The 16315-nt window shown below is 49.2% G+C and carries 12 protein-coding genes; 1 reads left to right on the top strand and 11 read right to left on the bottom strand.

From position 1 onward, the window contains the following. Window positions 1-98 precede the first annotated feature (98 nt). The 8 genes from ACN0YR_RS03845 to ACN0YR_RS03880 form a co-directional block, all read right to left on the bottom strand. Window positions 99-977, bottom strand: a complete 879-nt coding sequence (locus ACN0YR_RS03845; RefSeq protein WP_417847872.1) for a cytochrome c oxidase subunit II — start codon at window positions 975-977, stop codon at window positions 99-101. Between the two features lie 47 nt (window positions 978-1024). Beyond that, window positions 1025-2437, bottom strand: a complete 1413-nt coding sequence (locus tag ACN0YR_RS03850) for a c-type cytochrome (RefSeq protein WP_417847873.1) — start codon at window positions 2435-2437, stop codon at window positions 1025-1027. Between the two features lie 46 nt (window positions 2438-2483). Then, complete coding sequence (locus tag ACN0YR_RS03855) at window positions 2484-3470, bottom strand: carboxypeptidase-like regulatory domain-containing protein (protein WP_417847874.1); 987 nt, start codon at window positions 3468-3470, stop codon at window positions 2484-2486. A gap of 29 nt (window positions 3471-3499) precedes the next feature. Then, window positions 3500-4369 carry a cupredoxin domain-containing protein gene (locus tag ACN0YR_RS03860; RefSeq protein WP_417847875.1) on the bottom strand — a complete coding sequence of 290 codons (870 nt, stop codon included), beginning with the start codon at window positions 4367-4369 and terminating at the stop codon, window positions 3500-3502. After that, window positions 4366-8490, bottom strand: coding sequence for a PDZ domain-containing protein (locus tag ACN0YR_RS03865; RefSeq protein ID WP_417847876.1), 4125 nt, complete (start codon window positions 8488-8490; stop codon window positions 4366-4368). The genes ACN0YR_RS03860 and ACN0YR_RS03865 overlap by 4 nt, the downstream gene beginning before the upstream one ends. A 106-nt stretch (window positions 8491-8596) precedes the next feature. Next, window positions 8597-9961: a hypothetical protein gene (locus ACN0YR_RS03870; protein WP_417847877.1), complete on the bottom strand. Its 1365-nt coding sequence runs from the start codon at window positions 9959-9961 to the stop codon at window positions 8597-8599. 64 nt (window positions 9962-10025) lie between these two features. After that, window positions 10026-10799 carry a cytochrome b N-terminal domain-containing protein gene (locus ACN0YR_RS03875; RefSeq protein ID WP_145202146.1) on the bottom strand — a complete coding sequence of 258 codons (774 nt, stop codon included), beginning with the start codon at window positions 10797-10799 and terminating at the stop codon, window positions 10026-10028. Window positions 10800-10875: 76 nt separating this feature from the next. Continuing rightward, window positions 10876-11973: a ubiquinol-cytochrome c reductase iron-sulfur subunit gene (locus ACN0YR_RS03880; protein WP_417847878.1), complete on the bottom strand. Its 1098-nt coding sequence runs from the start codon at window positions 11971-11973 to the stop codon at window positions 10876-10878. Window positions 11974-12007: 34 nt separating this feature from the next. Here ACN0YR_RS03880 and ACN0YR_RS03885 point away from each other — a divergent pair, with 34 nt between their 5' ends. After that, window positions 12008-12196, top strand: a complete 189-nt coding sequence (locus ACN0YR_RS03885) for a hypothetical protein (protein ID WP_417847879.1) — start codon at window positions 12008-12010, stop codon at window positions 12194-12196. On the opposite strand, the gene queG is transcribed toward ACN0YR_RS03885, so the two are convergent. The 3 genes from queG to ACN0YR_RS03900 form a co-directional block, all read right to left on the bottom strand. Then, complete coding sequence (gene queG, locus ACN0YR_RS03890; RefSeq protein ID WP_417847880.1) at window positions 12185-13318, bottom strand: tRNA epoxyqueuosine(34) reductase QueG; 1134 nt, start codon at window positions 13316-13318, stop codon at window positions 12185-12187. The genes ACN0YR_RS03885 and queG overlap by 12 nt on opposite strands. Further along, window positions 13315-14163, bottom strand: a complete 849-nt coding sequence (locus tag ACN0YR_RS03895) for an ABC transporter permease (RefSeq protein ID WP_417847881.1) — start codon at window positions 14161-14163, stop codon at window positions 13315-13317. Before ACN0YR_RS03895 ends, queG begins: the two co-directional genes overlap by 4 nt. Before the next feature lie 123 nt (window positions 14164-14286). Further along, window positions 14287-16278 carry a carbon starvation protein A gene (locus ACN0YR_RS03900; RefSeq protein ID WP_417847882.1) on the bottom strand — a complete coding sequence of 664 codons (1992 nt, stop codon included), beginning with the start codon at window positions 16276-16278 and terminating at the stop codon, window positions 14287-14289. Window positions 16279-16315: the final 37 nt, after the last annotated feature.

Genomic DNA, 16315 nt, shown 5'->3' on the forward strand with positions numbered 1-16315 from the left:
CTCCAATAAAATTATTCACATGATAAGTAATATGTTTGCAAAATCACAAAAAGTAACATGGTCGTAGAGGACATGTTTACTCTGCAGGATTCCGACAACTACTCGTCACTGGATTCTGGTTCATCGTCAACGCGATCTTCATTTTGTTCACGCTCCAGTTGACGAAGGTATTCAATAAAGTTTTCATCCGATTCTGCCACGAATCGGGCTTTCATTTTGTAGTGACCCCATCCGCACAATTCGGCACAGAGGAGCTGATATGTCTGCTGCTTGTTTGCTTCAAGCCAGATCGGAATCGTTAATCCCGGAACTGCATCTTGCTTAATACGTAGTTCTGGCAAGAAGAATGAATGCTGAACATCCATTGTTCTCAGGTTGATCATTACAGGAGCACTTGCTGGCAAGTGCAAATCGTTAACAGCGTAAAGATCTGTTGGCTGAGGGTCTTTCATGAGTGGCTTCAGGGTTCCGTCTTCGTTGAAGCCGGGATACCGAATGAGCCATTCGAATTGTCGAGCAGTGACTTCTGCAAGTGCCAAACTGTCTTTTGTTGTTCGTTTTTGATTCACTCGTTTCAGGGCCGTTTCCATCTTATCACGAGGGAAGGCGCTTTTCACACGATATTCAGCCCAAACGTCCATTTGATAAAATGCAATAAACAGCAGGACGATCGCTGGGATAACACTCCAGATCACTTCCAGTTCATGACTCCCATGAGAGTGCCAGGCTTTCTTGGTGACAGCTTCTGGTTCTGTATCATACGCACCTCGGAACAACACGTATGCAAGACCAGCTTGAGTTCCAATAAATGCAATCGTGCAAATGATGAGAATCAGATAGAACAGGTCGTCAATACGCTGCCCCAGGGGCGAAGCAGCTTCACCAGGAAACCACCACCCAAAACCTGGCGACGCTAAACAGAGTGCGACTGTTAGAGTTGGCCAGAATGCAAAGAATAAACACCAAAACCACTTCACGGGAATAACCTCATCGGGTCATAAGCTTCAAAACTGAAAGATTCAGACTACTTCGCTGCAACCTCGTTCTCAACCGGTTCTTCACTCGCAGGTGCGGGATCAACCGTTTGAGATTCCGAGCCAGCTTGAACATCTTCAAACGGGACGCTGTAGATGTAGTTGACAAGGTGCCAGATATCTTCATCTGTCATTTCTGAATTTGGATCTTCAGGATTTGATCGACGAAGTAACGTCGTCGAGAATGCTGGCATAGGGGTTCCCTTAATTCCAGCATACAATCGAGAATACAAATCGATAGGACGTCGACCACCACGATAAATGCCGGTATGCAGGTTTCTTGGTTTCACGGGATGACCCCAAGTGTCGTACAGGCCGAGACCAACATTATCCTGACCAGCTTCATCCTTTGAAACTGCTAGTGTCTGTGAGCCATCTCCAAATCCAGCTTCACCATGGCACTGGGCACATTTCAAGCTGTCTTTCAGGTACAGTGCACGTCCTTTGGCGATGGATTCTTTCGAATATGGAACGCGGGGAGTCAAAGGTCGAACTTCGGCAGACTCCTCCTGTGAGGATTCCCAGTCGTTTGCCAGGCGAGTGACAATCGAATCGACTTCAGCTGGTAACGAATCAGGATCATTTACTGATTCAAGAAATTCGTTTTGAATCTCAACTGCTGATTCAGAACCATCTTCAGTTCTATCTGCAATAGCTTGAAGGGAGTACCCATCACCGAGCAAACGAATTAACTGGTATTCGACTTCTCCACGCATCGCTAGCCACATTACATATTCTGTGATGGCTGTCGATTCTTCTTCGGTGAGAAGCTTAAAGGAAGGCATGTAAGTCCCAGGAACCCCATTTTCAATGACGTTCTTAAGGTCATGACGACTTGCTTTTTTCGAGCTTTGCGTTGTTGTGAACTTGAAAATCCCTCTACGGTAATCACGAGGTTTTGGGTTCAGGTACGGAGCTGTCGGCCCCATTCCATCTCCAGTGACGCCATGGCAATGCTGACAATGTTCGGCGTACAGCATGCGTCCATTGGCCAGAATTTCACCAGGACCCAGGATGACCGGTGTTCCTTCATCAGGATTAGAAGCAAGCGGCATCTCAAGAGTCGCTTGATGCTTTTCTTCATTCCAGGTTTTGATCCACGAACTCGGTTGTCCCGCCAGGTTCCCACCCATCCAAAGGACTTCAGTCCCCTCTGGAATCGCAGTATGCGGATCGGTGAGTTCTAGTGACAATTGACGTCCAGATCCTTCCTGAACTGTCCCTTGTGCGTAGTGCATCTTCAAGGGAAGTTTATCCCAAGCGACCATTTCGGTCGGTTCACCGAAGTACGTCAGGAGGACCTTGTCCAGATAATCCTGCGCATAGGGCGAAAGGGTCTGGTACTCCTCGCGGTTAGAAAACTCAAGTTTTCCACCACATCCGGAGGTCAGACAGATCAACATTAGTGTGCAAATGGTTCTCACAGGAAAACCTCGATACTCTTGGAGGTTACTGCGACAATTTTGACGCATTGACTTCAAATTTCATTTCAACGGCAGTGTTTTGGGCAGCTTCAACTTTTACGGAGCGTTCGACGTATCCGACCGCTTCATGCCACAAAACAAAGGTCCAGGTTCCATCAGGGAGATCGGTGATCTCAAAGTTTCCATTTTCATCTGTAACAGCTCCCCAAGGATGGTCCAAAGGAAGGATGTATGCAGTCATGAAGGTGTGGAAGTCACAGCCGGTCAGGGCCGGAGTCCCTTCTACAAATTCGAATGTGTGTTCTGTACTGCCATTGGCTGTGACAACGTTGTTGTATGAGTTCTGAAAACCTTTAACGTTGACGTTGTGAGCAACTGGATCAGAGTTCTTCAATAATACGGGTTGACCAACACGAACAATCTTAGCGTGCGGGAGGAAGACACAACCTTTTTGGTCGATCTCGACAACCTCATCCTCTTTCGGAGCAGGAATACCTGTCTTCGGAGCTCTTTTCATATAGACAAAGACATTCGCAAGTCCACCATCTTTAGAGACGACTGCTTTTTCATTTGGGACAGCCGTTTCAGCACAGATGGCATCTTTCGTTTCAGCACCTTTTTCTAATAGTGGCGGCAGGCTTGGAGCAGTCCCTTTCACTGAGACTCTGCCGAAAAATTTCGCTGGACCTGTGTGATTAGCCGCTGCTTTCGAAGCTGGCGCTTCAGCAGCCACTGGTGTCGCCGCAGGTTTAGCCATTTCTTTCTTTGGAGCAGCTTCAGCAGGTGCGGATTCTTTAGGAGTCGCAGTAGCTGTCTCTGTGCTGCTCGGTGCAGTTGCCGGCTCACTCGGCGTCGGAGTTTCTTCTTCCTCGACAGCGACTTCACCTACTGAGATGTCGACTTCTGAGGCAGGTTTAACATTTGTTGATTCACGATCTGCTTTTGGAGCACAACCCGTGACAATCACGAGCGAAAGCAAGATCAAAATCTGATTGTGCTTGCGATTTAACATGGTAAGAATCCGCGCCTTAGTTGATGGTTCTATTTTGCCAGCTTGTCGGCACTGACTGTGATCTCAATGGGAGTCGCTTCTCCGTTCGCGGGGACATCAACCGACAATGAGCGTTCAATATAACCAAGTTTTTCATGCCAGATAACAAATTCTAAGTTTGTCGCTGGTGCATTTGGAATTTCAAATGTGCCATCCAGGTTTGTGACAGCGGCCCAAGGATGGTCGACAGGCATCACGTACGATGACATCCAGACATGGAAGTCACAGATCACTAATGCCGGTTTAGATTCTGCAAATTCAAACTGATAATTCACATTCGCAGCGTTCAAAGGAGTGATCGTCGAATTGAAAGTATTCGCTTGCCCCTTAACGTTCACGTTGTGAGCAACTGGATCTGAGTTTTTCAACAAGACCGGTTGTCCAACCTGAACAACTTGTGCGTGTGGAATGAAAATACAGCCTTGCTGATCGAAGTCGATCTGCTCAGTTGGTGGTGCAGGGACATCGACATTCGGGACTCGTTTCAAGTAAATGAAAACGTTCCCAAGTCCACCGTTTTCGCCAACTGCCGATTGATTCGGTACTACCATTTCGCTGCAGATCGCATCTTTAGTTGATTCGCCCTGTGCAAGTAACGGTGCAAAACTGGGCAGTGCTCCGTCTACTGAAATTTTTCCGCGCACTGTTCCGAACTCTGTGATTTTCGGACCAGCAGTTTGGGCCGCTTCTTCTTGTGAATCACCTAGTCCACCTTCAGTCAGCAGTGTCATGTGAACTGGACTGCGAGCTCCACCACCGACGCCTTCACGACGAACTGAAGGATCGCAACCAGTCATCGTCACGACTGACAATAAAAGGACAGCAAAAAATGTCTGTTGTGTTTGCATGCGAATCATCATTCCGCACCCCCTGGTTGTTCTGGAGGCGTTGCAGATTCGGGGTTGTAAGTTGTTTCCCCATGAACCTCGATGAGGTCTGAGTAGTTAAACAACGCGTCAATCACTGACTGAGCTTGACGTGGGTTTTGACCGCCGAACATCTTTTTCATTTCTGCAGGTTTATCTGAAGGGAAGTTTTCAGGCATCGCTGTGTATGGATAAACCCACATTGGTTTGTAAACCCAGAGTTGTGTCCACTCTGGTCGTAAGCGACTCTCTACGCGTTGTAGATTTGGACCCTTAATCTGTTTCGGGTCGTTGACAACGTTTCCACCGACATTGTGGCATTTTCGACAGAGCGGACCATTCAGCACGTTCCACGATGCACTCAAGTAGTCAATCTCTGCATCTGGGAACTGCTCGTGATAAGTATTCGCCTGTTGTGCCTGGTAGTCGAGTTGGTTCTGCGGAATTGTCTGATATGGGAATGGAACCCCATCTTTTGCAGCGAAGTAGTTCGCTAATGTCTGTGCTTCTTGATCACTCATGTTGAAGCGAGGCATCCGTAGTACAGTAGACCGGCGTATCGGTTCCGGGTTCTTCAAGAACTTATACAACCACGGAGTCTGGACTTTGTACCCCTCGGATGTGAGTGGTGGAACAGAAGCCTGCCAGGCAGCATTAAAGTCATTGCCACCTGGGGTTTTGCTTAATTCTGGAGCAAGTCTGTTGACCAGCCATTTTCCGAATTCACCACCACGGCCATCGACGAATTTTCGAATCTGGCTTTCTCCGATTTGGACAGCTTCACTAGGAAGAATGAACTTCCCGTCATCAAGCTGGAACCCATCCCAGAATCGATAAGAGTAAAACCTGAATTCAGGATCTTCCTCTTCGGGATCTGGAATTCCCTGAATGAAGCCACGTGCGTTGTAAACCACAGATCCATCTTCAGTTACTTCACCAGTTGCACCTTGTCCACCACTGCCTAGAGGCTTGATGTGTTGGAGCAAGTCAAATGCAGGCATATCAGCTTCAGATATATCCTGTCCTTTAATGGCAAGGACTTTCGGATCGTATTCGAATTCTACGGAGTCCATCTCTAAGACGTGACAGCCAGTACAATTGAACTTCGCCAGGAGTCGCTCTCCACCAAAAATTGCTTCTTGTTCCTTGTTGGGTTGGAACTGGAATTCTGGTGCTGGAGGTTGAGCAACTAGGCCAAGTACGAATGTTGATACCGCTTCAATCTGCTCAGGATCGAATGGGAACTTCGGCATTCGAAGTCGTTCATCCCAATTCTTTGTTTCAGTTTTCTTGTAGTCGTAGCTTCTGGGCTGGCGAAGTTTTTGCCACAAGAATCCAGCACGTCCGTGACTGATCGCACTTTTGTAAAGCATCGCTTCAGTCAAGTCTTGATCGGAGACATTTGGATCACCTGCTTTGGAATCCTTAACAATTTTTTCCATTCGAGCAGCAGTACTTGTTCCCAATGCCGCTGGGCCGTGATGATCATCTGCGTGAGCATCGTCTGCGTCGGCAGGATCACTGATCTCACCGTGATGGTGCAGGAATTCATGAATATGCTCGAAGGCCAGTTTCGAAGTATCTTTGTGGCCCCAGTCCTGTAGTGCAGTTCCGATTGGGCGTGCTGTTTCAAATCCTGGAATGTCGTGACATCCATAACAACCGTAGCGTGCGATTGTTCGGCGTCCAATGTAGACGAGTTTTCTCTTTTCCCACTCTTCTGGGCTGACTTCTTCGTCCATGCTTAATGGGGCGAGCTCTACTTCATCCCCTTTGATGAAGTTGGCAGGTGTTTTACCATCTTCGAACATATCGCTAGTCACTGGGAACCGGCGTTGTTCCAGTGTCTTCTCCACCCCAAGCTTGTCGAGTGACTTTCCTAGGTATAGAAGAACCAGGTCATCTGCAGGAGTCGAGACAAACAATCGAGTCGTGATCTCCTGTCGATTTCGAAGAATAAGGAGCTTAACTTCTTCACCAACTTTTGCGTCGTGTACGATTTTCTTGAGTTCTTCTGTCGACTTCAATTTCGTACCATTGATCGCGATAACGATATCACCGGGTACCAATGGTCGTTCTTCCCAGTTCTCGCCGATTTGAACTTGAGCACGTTGAGCTGCCGATCCTTGAATCACTTCCTGGATCAATAGTCCGCGGAAGCCGTCCTCACCGAGTCCAAGTGATTTAGCTTTCTCTTTTGAGAAGTCATGGTCGAATACTAAACCTAAATCGTTTTCAGGTTTCGGAAGTGCTGGGAATTCCTTTGCTCCACCTTCGAGAAGGTAAGCTGTGATATCTGCGGCTGGATCAATAGTCGTTTCACCTTCAGTGTAACTGTCGAGATACAGGTCCGGCATCTTTGTTCGAGTGTGATAGAGAGATGGTTCTTTGATCCAGGTGTACAACCAGTCGAACCCTTCTTTACCCGGCTTGATTTTCTCATGAATTTTTGACAGGTCGGGGCCAAAGTCAGCAGTGACACCATCAAAGGCTTCGTCCTGTTTGCTGTGGCAGGCAAGGCAGCCACGTTTCGCGAAGAGATCTTCCCCACGTTTTGCGTCAGGCTTGTAATCGTCTTTTGGACTTTGGATGTCAAATTCTTGTGACTTTGCTTCCAGGTACTTAGCGATCCCCAGCAGTTCCATAGGCTGCAGCAGGGCTGCCATTTCATCATGCTGATTGGTTAGATCGAAGAACTGTGGCATCCGCGTGGTTGGACGGAACCGCTTAGGCTCTTCTGTCCAATAGGCAACAAATTCAGGAGTTAGTTTGCTGTCAATGTGACGCAGCGATGGGCCGACTTTCCGCATGTCACCTGCAACCATGTTAGGGTCTGCTTCGATGACTGCTAATTCTTCCGGTGTATTCGGCTCGAGTCGTAAGTCAGGGCCGATTGGGGTTGTTCCATCATAGCCGTTGATCTCATGGCATCCGAAACATCCGTAGTCACGAATTGTTTCCCAACCTTTGACAACCTTTGGAGCTGTCGCGCCGTATTTTTCGTTTTCACCTAATTCGACAACATCGTGGTGACATTTCAAACAGGTCGACTCGATGAATTGATTCGGGTACATCGGAGCTTCCCAGAAGTGATTGGAGTGCCAATCATGTTTGGAAGCCCATTTCTCAGCGATCGCTGGATCGGATGGAGTATGCTCAGCGTTCTGGAAACTTGTTCCTGATCCGTCACCAGCATGGCAAACTGTACACCCGAAACTGTTCACCGGGTGTGGGCTTGTTGAAGCCAGGAAGAGTTCTGGATTTGGGTGTGAGACAAATGGCTGCGGATAATCTTCAGCGACATAAGTCTGGTCAGTCGAGATGACTTCTCCATCTTTGCGAGTCACGCTAAAGTCGTCGATATTGACGTGGCATGTTCGGCATCGATCTACCCGTCCGACACTGACCATTCCCAATTGCTGTTCCAGTCCGGATGGCCAGTCGTATTGAATCTTCAAGTGAGGATTGAAGCCTTCGATGATTGGCAATTCTTTCATCCAACGTTTGAATGATCGGAAAGCTGAATCTGGCTTAAGCAGTTGCTTTTGTTCCTGAAGTGCAACCTGTGATTGCTGTGCTTTAGTGAGTGCAGCTTCGGCTTCTGTGAGTTGACTACGCTTTGAGTCGAGTTCACTTTTTACAGCGTCGTGATTAGCGACTGCCTGCTGAAAAGCGAGTGAACTTTCTTGCGCAGCTTGCTTGGCTTCTTCAAAGGCCATGAGAGCATTGTTGAGAGCAGTGGCTGATGCGTTATCGCGTACTGCGATATCGTAGTCTGCACGAGCCTTGTCTCGGAACGCATTCTTTGATTTAGATGTCGTTTTGAGGATCTCGACCTGTCCCTCAAGTCGAGTTAGTTTCGACTCAAGTTCTTTCACATCGTCAGAACGGTCAGCCCACTGTTCCTTGTACTCAGAAATCTGCTGAGTCAGCAACTCGATGTTTTTTTGGTACTCAGCATCGTCGTATTTTTCGAGTTCTTCTTCAATACGCTGATAACGATAGACCTCTCCCTGCTTCTGGTATTTTTTCCAGGACCGGGATTCATCTTTGTACATCATCAACAAAGTCGTACCGAGTAGCAATACTGCACTCGCTGCAAATACTTTGTGCATTTGCGGAAGACTTCGCCAATATTGTTCACTTGCTGGCATTGTAATTCAACGTTGCTCTGTTCTGTCGAAAAGCCGAATAGACCTGTGGGATTGAAACGAACTCAAATTAAATATTGAGAACCCATTCAGGAATCGAAACGATATATTTTAAATTGAAGACCCACCGTAGAAGCATTTTCAATGGTAACGAGGCCATCAGAAGGAACAGGTTGGCCATCACCATAAAACGGATGAATCCCATTTTTACGAAAAAGTTCTTGAAGACGGTCACTGCCAAAAGGGGAGGGATCGCCAATAGGTAGAACAAGACCAGAAGGATTCCGACCCATTCTCTTAAGAGAATGGTTGCTGCCTGGGAGACGAATCCAGCTTGTGGGTCCGGCTTTGGCAGTGGAAGTTCCAGTAAGGTCAACCAGAAGTAATCGGAGACGTTAACGTTGTTCAGAACTTCCAGCTTATGTGAGTCCCAGTATTCGTAGAGACCGAACATGTTCCAGTTGGGGCCTCGAATGAACGTCCCGAGCACAATCATTCCAACCCAGAGCGGCAAGAAGCCGAAGAGGAAGGTTGAGACTGCAAACTTCCGTTCATTGAAGGTGTAGTATCCGTTCCCTTTAGTATTGAAATCGATATAGGGGATCGCCATCAATCCACCAAGAATGACACTTGGTAAAACAACGCCTGCCATCCAGGGGTCAAAGTAAACCAACATCTCCTGAAGTCCCAGGAAGTACCAGGGAGCTTTCGATGGGTTTGGCGTTTTGACAGCTGAGGCTGGTTCTTCAAGCGGAGCCTGCAAGACAACACCCCAGACAATGAGGAGTGCTGTGAGCAGAATCATGCAGATCATTTCTGTGTAGACCAGGTCAGGCCATACAAGAACTTGGTCAGACAGCTCTTTCTCTCGTAAAGGACGACCTTCTGCAATGCGCTTGTCGTTATCCTTCGATTTGTAGAAGTAGAGCCATGTCGTGAAGCCCACGAGATAAAGCATTCCCAGAATGGGAACGTTATCGGGTTTCCCGACAATCTGACGGAAGTCGAAGTCCGTCATACTGACTGCGATAAAGAGTACGCTCAGGTTGAAGAGGGTCCATGCGATGGTTGGTTTCACCCACCAGTCACGAAGCAGAATGATTGCCACGTAAATAGCAATTGACAGACCAAAGAAGCTCTTCGGGTCTGCGATCACCGTGTCTGCGGCATTCTTGAACCATCCCGGCAACTTTAGAGTGAACTCACTTGCATTCGCACCAACAGTCAGGTGTGTAATAGCAAGAGCTAGCAACCCACCAGTGTAGGATGCCCACATCACCGCCTTGGGGAGGTGCTTGATGCCAAAGAGTTTTTCGTAGTATCCATCGTTCTTGAAACTGTATACCGTCCAAGCCGCGTTCGCGAAGAACAGCAGCAAGTAAAGCCAGCCAAGACCTTGAATCACGCCAACCGTTAAATCGGGATGAGGATTCATAATTCCTTAATACCGCATACTACCAACGTATGAATAATAAAAACGACCACAATTTCAGTGTGTGTTACAAAGGCTGGCTGATGCCACCATCTTTTCGCACACGCCAGAAGTGGACTGCAATGAGTCCGGAGACCACAATCGGAATCGCTACACAGTGTAAAATGTAAAAGCGATTCAGAGTCTCTTCACCCACAGTCCGGGCTCCGAGCAGCAAAAACTTTGCGTCACTGGCATTTGTAATCAGGTCGTAACCGCCCACATTGAGCAACTGATATCCAGGCCCTTCAAGGCCCAGGAATGGTGTCGCTTTCGCCATGTTTGAACCGACGGTGATCGCCCAGATCGCTAGCTGATCCCATGGCAGAAGATAGCCAGTGAACGATAACAGAAGTGTCAGGACCAGTAGTAGCACGCCGATGACCCAGTTGAATTCCCGGGGAGGCTTATAGCTTCCCGTCAAGAAGACACGGTACATATGCAGCCACACTGTAATCACCATCGCGTGAGCACCCCAGCGGTGAATTTCACGCATGATTCCAAGTGTATTCACATCTCGCAGAGCTCGAATGTCTGTAAATGCCCATTCGAGTGTCGGGCGATAGTAGAACATCAACAAGACGCCCGTCAGCGCCTCAACCAGAAACAGGAAGAATGTAATCCCACCCATACACCAAGTGTAAGAAAGTGCAATTCCACCCTTCTTTGCAGAAACTGGATGAAGGTGAAGAAAGAAGTTCGTCAGCACGACGACCGCACGATTTCGACGATCATACGGAGCGGGGTGGCGAAAGATACTTCGCCAGATTTGCGACTTCCGAATGTATTCCGTAACCGACATACAACTACCTGACGGACACTACTTGAATGAAACTCTACAATTGCTAAAACAGCAACAACTCACATCACCGCGACGACTACGCATCCACGTAGGATTTCATGTCCGACCACTGACCGAGTTCTTCCTGAAACTTCATACTCTTGTCAACTTCCAGTGACCCATCTTCTGAGACACGAATCCCGACACGCTCGAGAGGGCGTGGCGCTGGACCTTCGAAGTTGATTCCAGTGATATAAAATCCTGAACCGTGACACGGGCATTTAAACTTCTGCTCCCCTTCAAGCCAGTTGGGAGTACATCCCAAGTGGGTGCAAATTGAAGCTAAAGCGTAAATGATTCCGCGTCCGTTATATTCATCGCTGTTGATAATCCAGACGCCACGGCTTGCCTTGAATTTGGCAGAGACGACACCTGGCGGATAATCAGAAGGAGGCCCCACTTTGAATCGTGAAGGCAACTCGAGAACCATGTTTGGCATCATGTAGCGAGCGATGTCCAAAGACCAGATCGCACCAATTGCACCCATCGCTGACCATGCCAATGCGAAGGGAGTGATTGCAATCGCTGCCAGAATTGCAACGAAGCCACGGCGTTGAACTTTTTCCGATCTCTTCGGAAACTTTGGCTTCATCGGAGCTGGTCTTCCAGCTGGCAACTTCGGCTTTGCAGGAGCTCCTGTTTCGTGAGCTTCCTTAACCGCGGCAACCATGTCTTTCAGAGCAGGGCGATCACCGGCGACTGGTGCCGCTTTCTTTGCAGCCGGTTTTTCAGCAGCTGCTGGTTTTGCCGGGCTCGCTTTTGCGGCACCACCACCTTGAGCTCGTGCAGCTGCAAGGATGTCTGAAGTTGACTTAGGGGCAGCTGCAGGCTTTGCTCCACCAGCTTGTGCTCTTGCAGCAGCAAGAATGTCCGCCGTTGAGCTTGGTTTCTCAGCAGGCTTTTTGCCACCAGCAGCTTGGGCTCTGGCAGCTGCCAGAATGTCTGCAGTCGACTTTGGTGTGGCGGCTGGCTTCTTCGCCTCTGCTGTTTTTTCTTCAGCAGGGGGAGTTGTCTCAGTTCCGCTTCCGCTGTCAGAGTCAACTTTTGACTTTGCAGACGCATCATCACCGTCGCTTTTTTGCTGACGAGCAAGAGCGATGATTTCTTCGGTGGTAAGTTTCTTTTTTTCCGCCATAACGACTGTTGGTGACGTTTGAAGAACTAGATTGATGACGCAGAAGCGTAAATATGACGCCCTGAACACGTACTTCGAAGAATCATGGCATGTCGCTGTAAGACCAGCAACCGTTTCATCTTCGGTTACAAACGATTTCTCAGAAGAAGGAAATCCCAAGTGGATCAACTTCCCGGCGCTGGGACGTGAATCGTTTCGTCCCATGAATTCCTTAAAAACCTAACGCAAGATCGATCTCATTGAGGACAATTCGGTCCCTTTCCTGACTCTTTCGGCGGGCCAGAATTTCTCTAGTTTGAGTATTCGAAAATTGACCTAGCGCCCACGCGCATGCTCCGCGAACAATCTCAGAATTATCCTCGATGCCTGCTTCTAATGCAAAGATCGATTCCTCAAGCTTTGCATTTCCCAGTACAATCGCTGCATTCCGCGCCATCCCGTCACGACCGGTTCGTGAGAACGGAGTCTTCCGAAATCGCAGTTGAAATTCTTCTTCAGAGATCATCAAGAACGAGATGGCATCGCGCGGAGAAGAGAGATCTGGAATCAGATCTGCTTCATGAGTGACTTCTGATTTGCGGTTCCATGGGCATACATCCTGGCAGACATCGCAACCAAACAGCCAGTCTTCCATCTGAGGTCGAAGTGCATTTGGGATCGGTTGTCCGCGGAGTTCAATCGTCAGGTACGAGATACATTTTCTCGCATCGAGGTCATACGGTCCGTTGAATGCATCGGTGGGGCAAGCTTCAAGGCAGCGGGTGCAAGTCCCGCAGTGGCTTGTTTCGTGTGGCTGATCCGCAGGCAGCGTGACATCTGACAAGATGCCTCCGAGAAAGAAAAAACTTCCTTTCTGTTTGTTGATGAGCATCGTGTTCTTACCGAACCAGCCCAGTCCTGCCATGCGAGCGAAGTCTCTCTCCAGGAGCGGAGCGGTGTCAACGACGCAGCGACTTTTGCAGCCGGGCGAGAGCTCATGCAGGACTTTTGAAAGTTGTTTTAGCTTCTTGCGGAGTAAATCGTGATAGTCCCGCGAGCCGGATGCATACTTCGCAATCTTCCCAACCTTTTCGCTAGAGTCGGGCTCATTGAAGTAATTCATTCCGAGCAGGATCAAGCTGCAAACATCGGGCAAAACACCATCCGGATGAGTATACGCATCTTTGCGACGCGACATGTAACCCATCTCACCATGCTTCCCCTCTGCAAGCCATTGATGGAGAAACTCCAGAGTGTCCGGTCGGGCTGCCGGTGCGATTCCGACTAATGAAAAGCCTGCTGCCTTCGCCTCGCGTTTGATTCGCGATGCAATCTCCGCTGAGGCAGTTTCTTCAGCGTTGGTCAACTGCTCGCGCTCCGGTAATTGGACAGCGACCAGTTAAAGACTCGGCGCGAAATCAACAGCAGAATGAGTGTGGCACCTGGGGCGATGAGTAACACTGTCCAGTTTGGCGTGAGCACTTTTCCAAGCAGGTATCGAGACGGGACTGTCACAACCAGGAGGATAGGAATAATGAAGGAGAAGCCAAACCAGAGCATTTCTCCGCCAAATGATTGGCGATAAAACCCCTGCGGGTAGCGAGCAAAAATGGTGATGTAAAACCAGAAGTCGTACAACCCTTGATTGCGACCGAACCAGACAGACGTCGCTGCCAGCGCGATCATTAAGCTGTAGAAAAATGCCACCCCTACGGCGACAAGCATCGCAAACACGAACGCAGTCCCCAAGGTTACTGTGACCCCAGCTTGGGCGATTGCATACCAGAGTAAGGCCCCCGCCAGTAGTAGCTGGTTGACCATGGCGAAGTTGACTTTTTGAAACGAGATCAAAAACTGTGTGTCAATCGGTTTGAGGAGAACGAAATCAAGATCGCCTGTGCGGATCAACTCGCTGAAGTTCGCACAGTTGGGCATGAAGAAAGCTTCAACAAATGCGTTGATGAGCATTCCCGTTGCCATGAATCCAAAGTATTCCTCGCGTGACCAATCCTGAATTGTCGGGACGTGTCGATAAATCAGATCGAACAGAACCAGTTGCGCAGCAAACCAGAATGCCCGGGTGACTAACTCAATCAGAAAGTTGCCACGAAACGTCATCTCACGAATGAGGGAGTTCCGAAAAAACATGGCCCAAACCCGAAAGTAGTTGGGGCGAAAGGATTGGACGTTTTGTGTTTGATCATTAGACATGTGAGGCTTAGAGCATCTTTCGAATTGGTTTGCAGGTTCAGCCTCGTGGCGAACAGCATTTTTACTAGAGAAATGCGTTCTTCACGGGCACACGGTTGAGCAAACTGCTCTAGGTAAAACCATTCAGCAATTTGGACTACCAACTGTCGCAACGGTCGGTTTCTCTGCCAGCGGAGGGAGCTGACGCTCGAGTTCCCCCTTGGCTTTCGGCCACATCAGGTAGCCTTCGATGACCATCCAAATTTGCAGCCCCAGAATTAACGCTCCAAAACCGAATAACACGTAATTCGGCTCTTCCGCTGTGAGCCAACCTTGCATTTGCCAGATCAATGCCAGCGCTGGCATGAGGAGCATCATTAGCATGGGAAGCAATGCGAACAGGATTGGTTTGCTGCGCCGCCACAAGTAGAAAACCGTCACCATGAATGCCAAGCCAGCGAGCAATTGATTTGTTGCACCGAACAGCGGCCACAATATCAGGCCCCCTGTTCCAGGAACACCACTCGGTCCGGGAAGCATGGCGACTGCCAGTCCCAGGACGACAGCTGTACCGGTTGCTCCATATTTGTTTTGAAGCGGAGGCAGTGAAAACGTTCCTCCGAGTTCCTGAATCACGTATCGCTGTAACCTCGTCGCTGAATCCAATGTCGTTGCAGCGAAACAGGCAACAAGAGTCGCGATGATTCCAATTCCAAACCGAAGCGGAATTCCAATTGCAGAAAGGAAGTTCGCTCCCCCCTCGACAAAGGCTCCAACGGTGTCTGGCAGTTTGAACTTTGTCCAGTCACCTTTGGGGCTATACCGCGACGCCCAGGCATCATGTCCGGTGAGTGCCACGCCGTCAGCGGCCACTTGCTGCGTGAAAGTTCCATCAGCTTGTTTAGCAAATCGTCCCATTCCCACACCCGCAGTGCAGGCGAGAATCACAATCACTGCGAGTGCTCCTTCAAGAAGCATTGAACCGTACGCGACATACTGGGCGTCGCATTCACTCTCAACCTGCTTGCTGCTGGTTCCGCTGCTCACAAGGCAGTGAAATCCACTGCATGCACCGCAAGCAATTGTGATAAACAAAAACGGGAAGATGGGTGGTGCGTTCGCAGGAAGATCACTCTTCGCAATCACCGCAGGTGTGCTCGCTACGAGGTCAGCTTTGCCCGAAAATCCTGCGAGACACAAGCCGCCAACCAATAACGAAAGGGCGACAAATAACTGGTGACTGTTGACGTAATCCCGAGGCTGCAGCAAAAGCCACACGGGTAAGACCGATGCGAGAAAGCAATAAGCCATGAGGATGACCGTCCACGCAACAGTCGGATTGACGAGCGGAAGGTCAACCGGAATCGTGAGTTGTCCCAGCTGGAATCGGACAAAGTTGGTCGGGCGTTCCACCAGCTCACTGGCTTCAACGCCAGCGACTGTTGTCCCGGCTTCTGCCGTGATTTCTGCCGATGCCACAACCGGCTCGGTCACTTCGATGAACGAAATCGGCAGGTACTCCACACCGACGTAAATTGCTCCGTACAGCAGGAACAACGCAATCAATGAAGGGCCGAGCAGTGCGCCTCCTTTCTTGAATGTCCAGTATCCAATCATCATCGCGATTGGCATCGCTATCCAGACCGACAATACCGATTCAGGATAGAGCTTAAAGATGATGGCGATCACCAGTCCGAAAATCGCGAGCACAATCGTCAGTGCAAAAAACAGGACGATCAAAAACAGAATCCTCGCACGTGGGTTGATCAGTCGACCAGCCACTTCACCGACTGTTTGTCCTCGGTTTCTCATCGAAACAATCAATGCGCCGAAGTCGTGGACCGCACCAATGAAGATCGAACCAAGCACGACCCACAACAATGCTGGCAACCAACCCCAGAAGACCGCAATTGCTGGCCCGACAATGGGGCCAGTTCCGGCGATACTTGTGAAGTGGTGACCAAAGATCACATTCTTTTTCGTTGGGACGAAGTCAATATCGTCACGCAATTGTTTACTCGGAACTTCCGCAGTCGAGTCGAGATTGAAAATCTTCGTCGCTAACCAACGTCCGTAGGTGTGGTAAGCGATGATGAACCCGAAAAAGGAACCGATTGCTACGAGGAGGGTCATCATGTGAAATTGATCCGTGTGAATCTGTGTGGAAGAGTGT

Origin of the sequence: Thalassoglobus sp. (assembly GCF_048270125.1) — a bacterium.
In the GTDB taxonomy this organism is placed as follows: Bacteria; Planctomycetota; Planctomycetia; order Planctomycetales; family Planctomycetaceae; genus Thalassoglobus.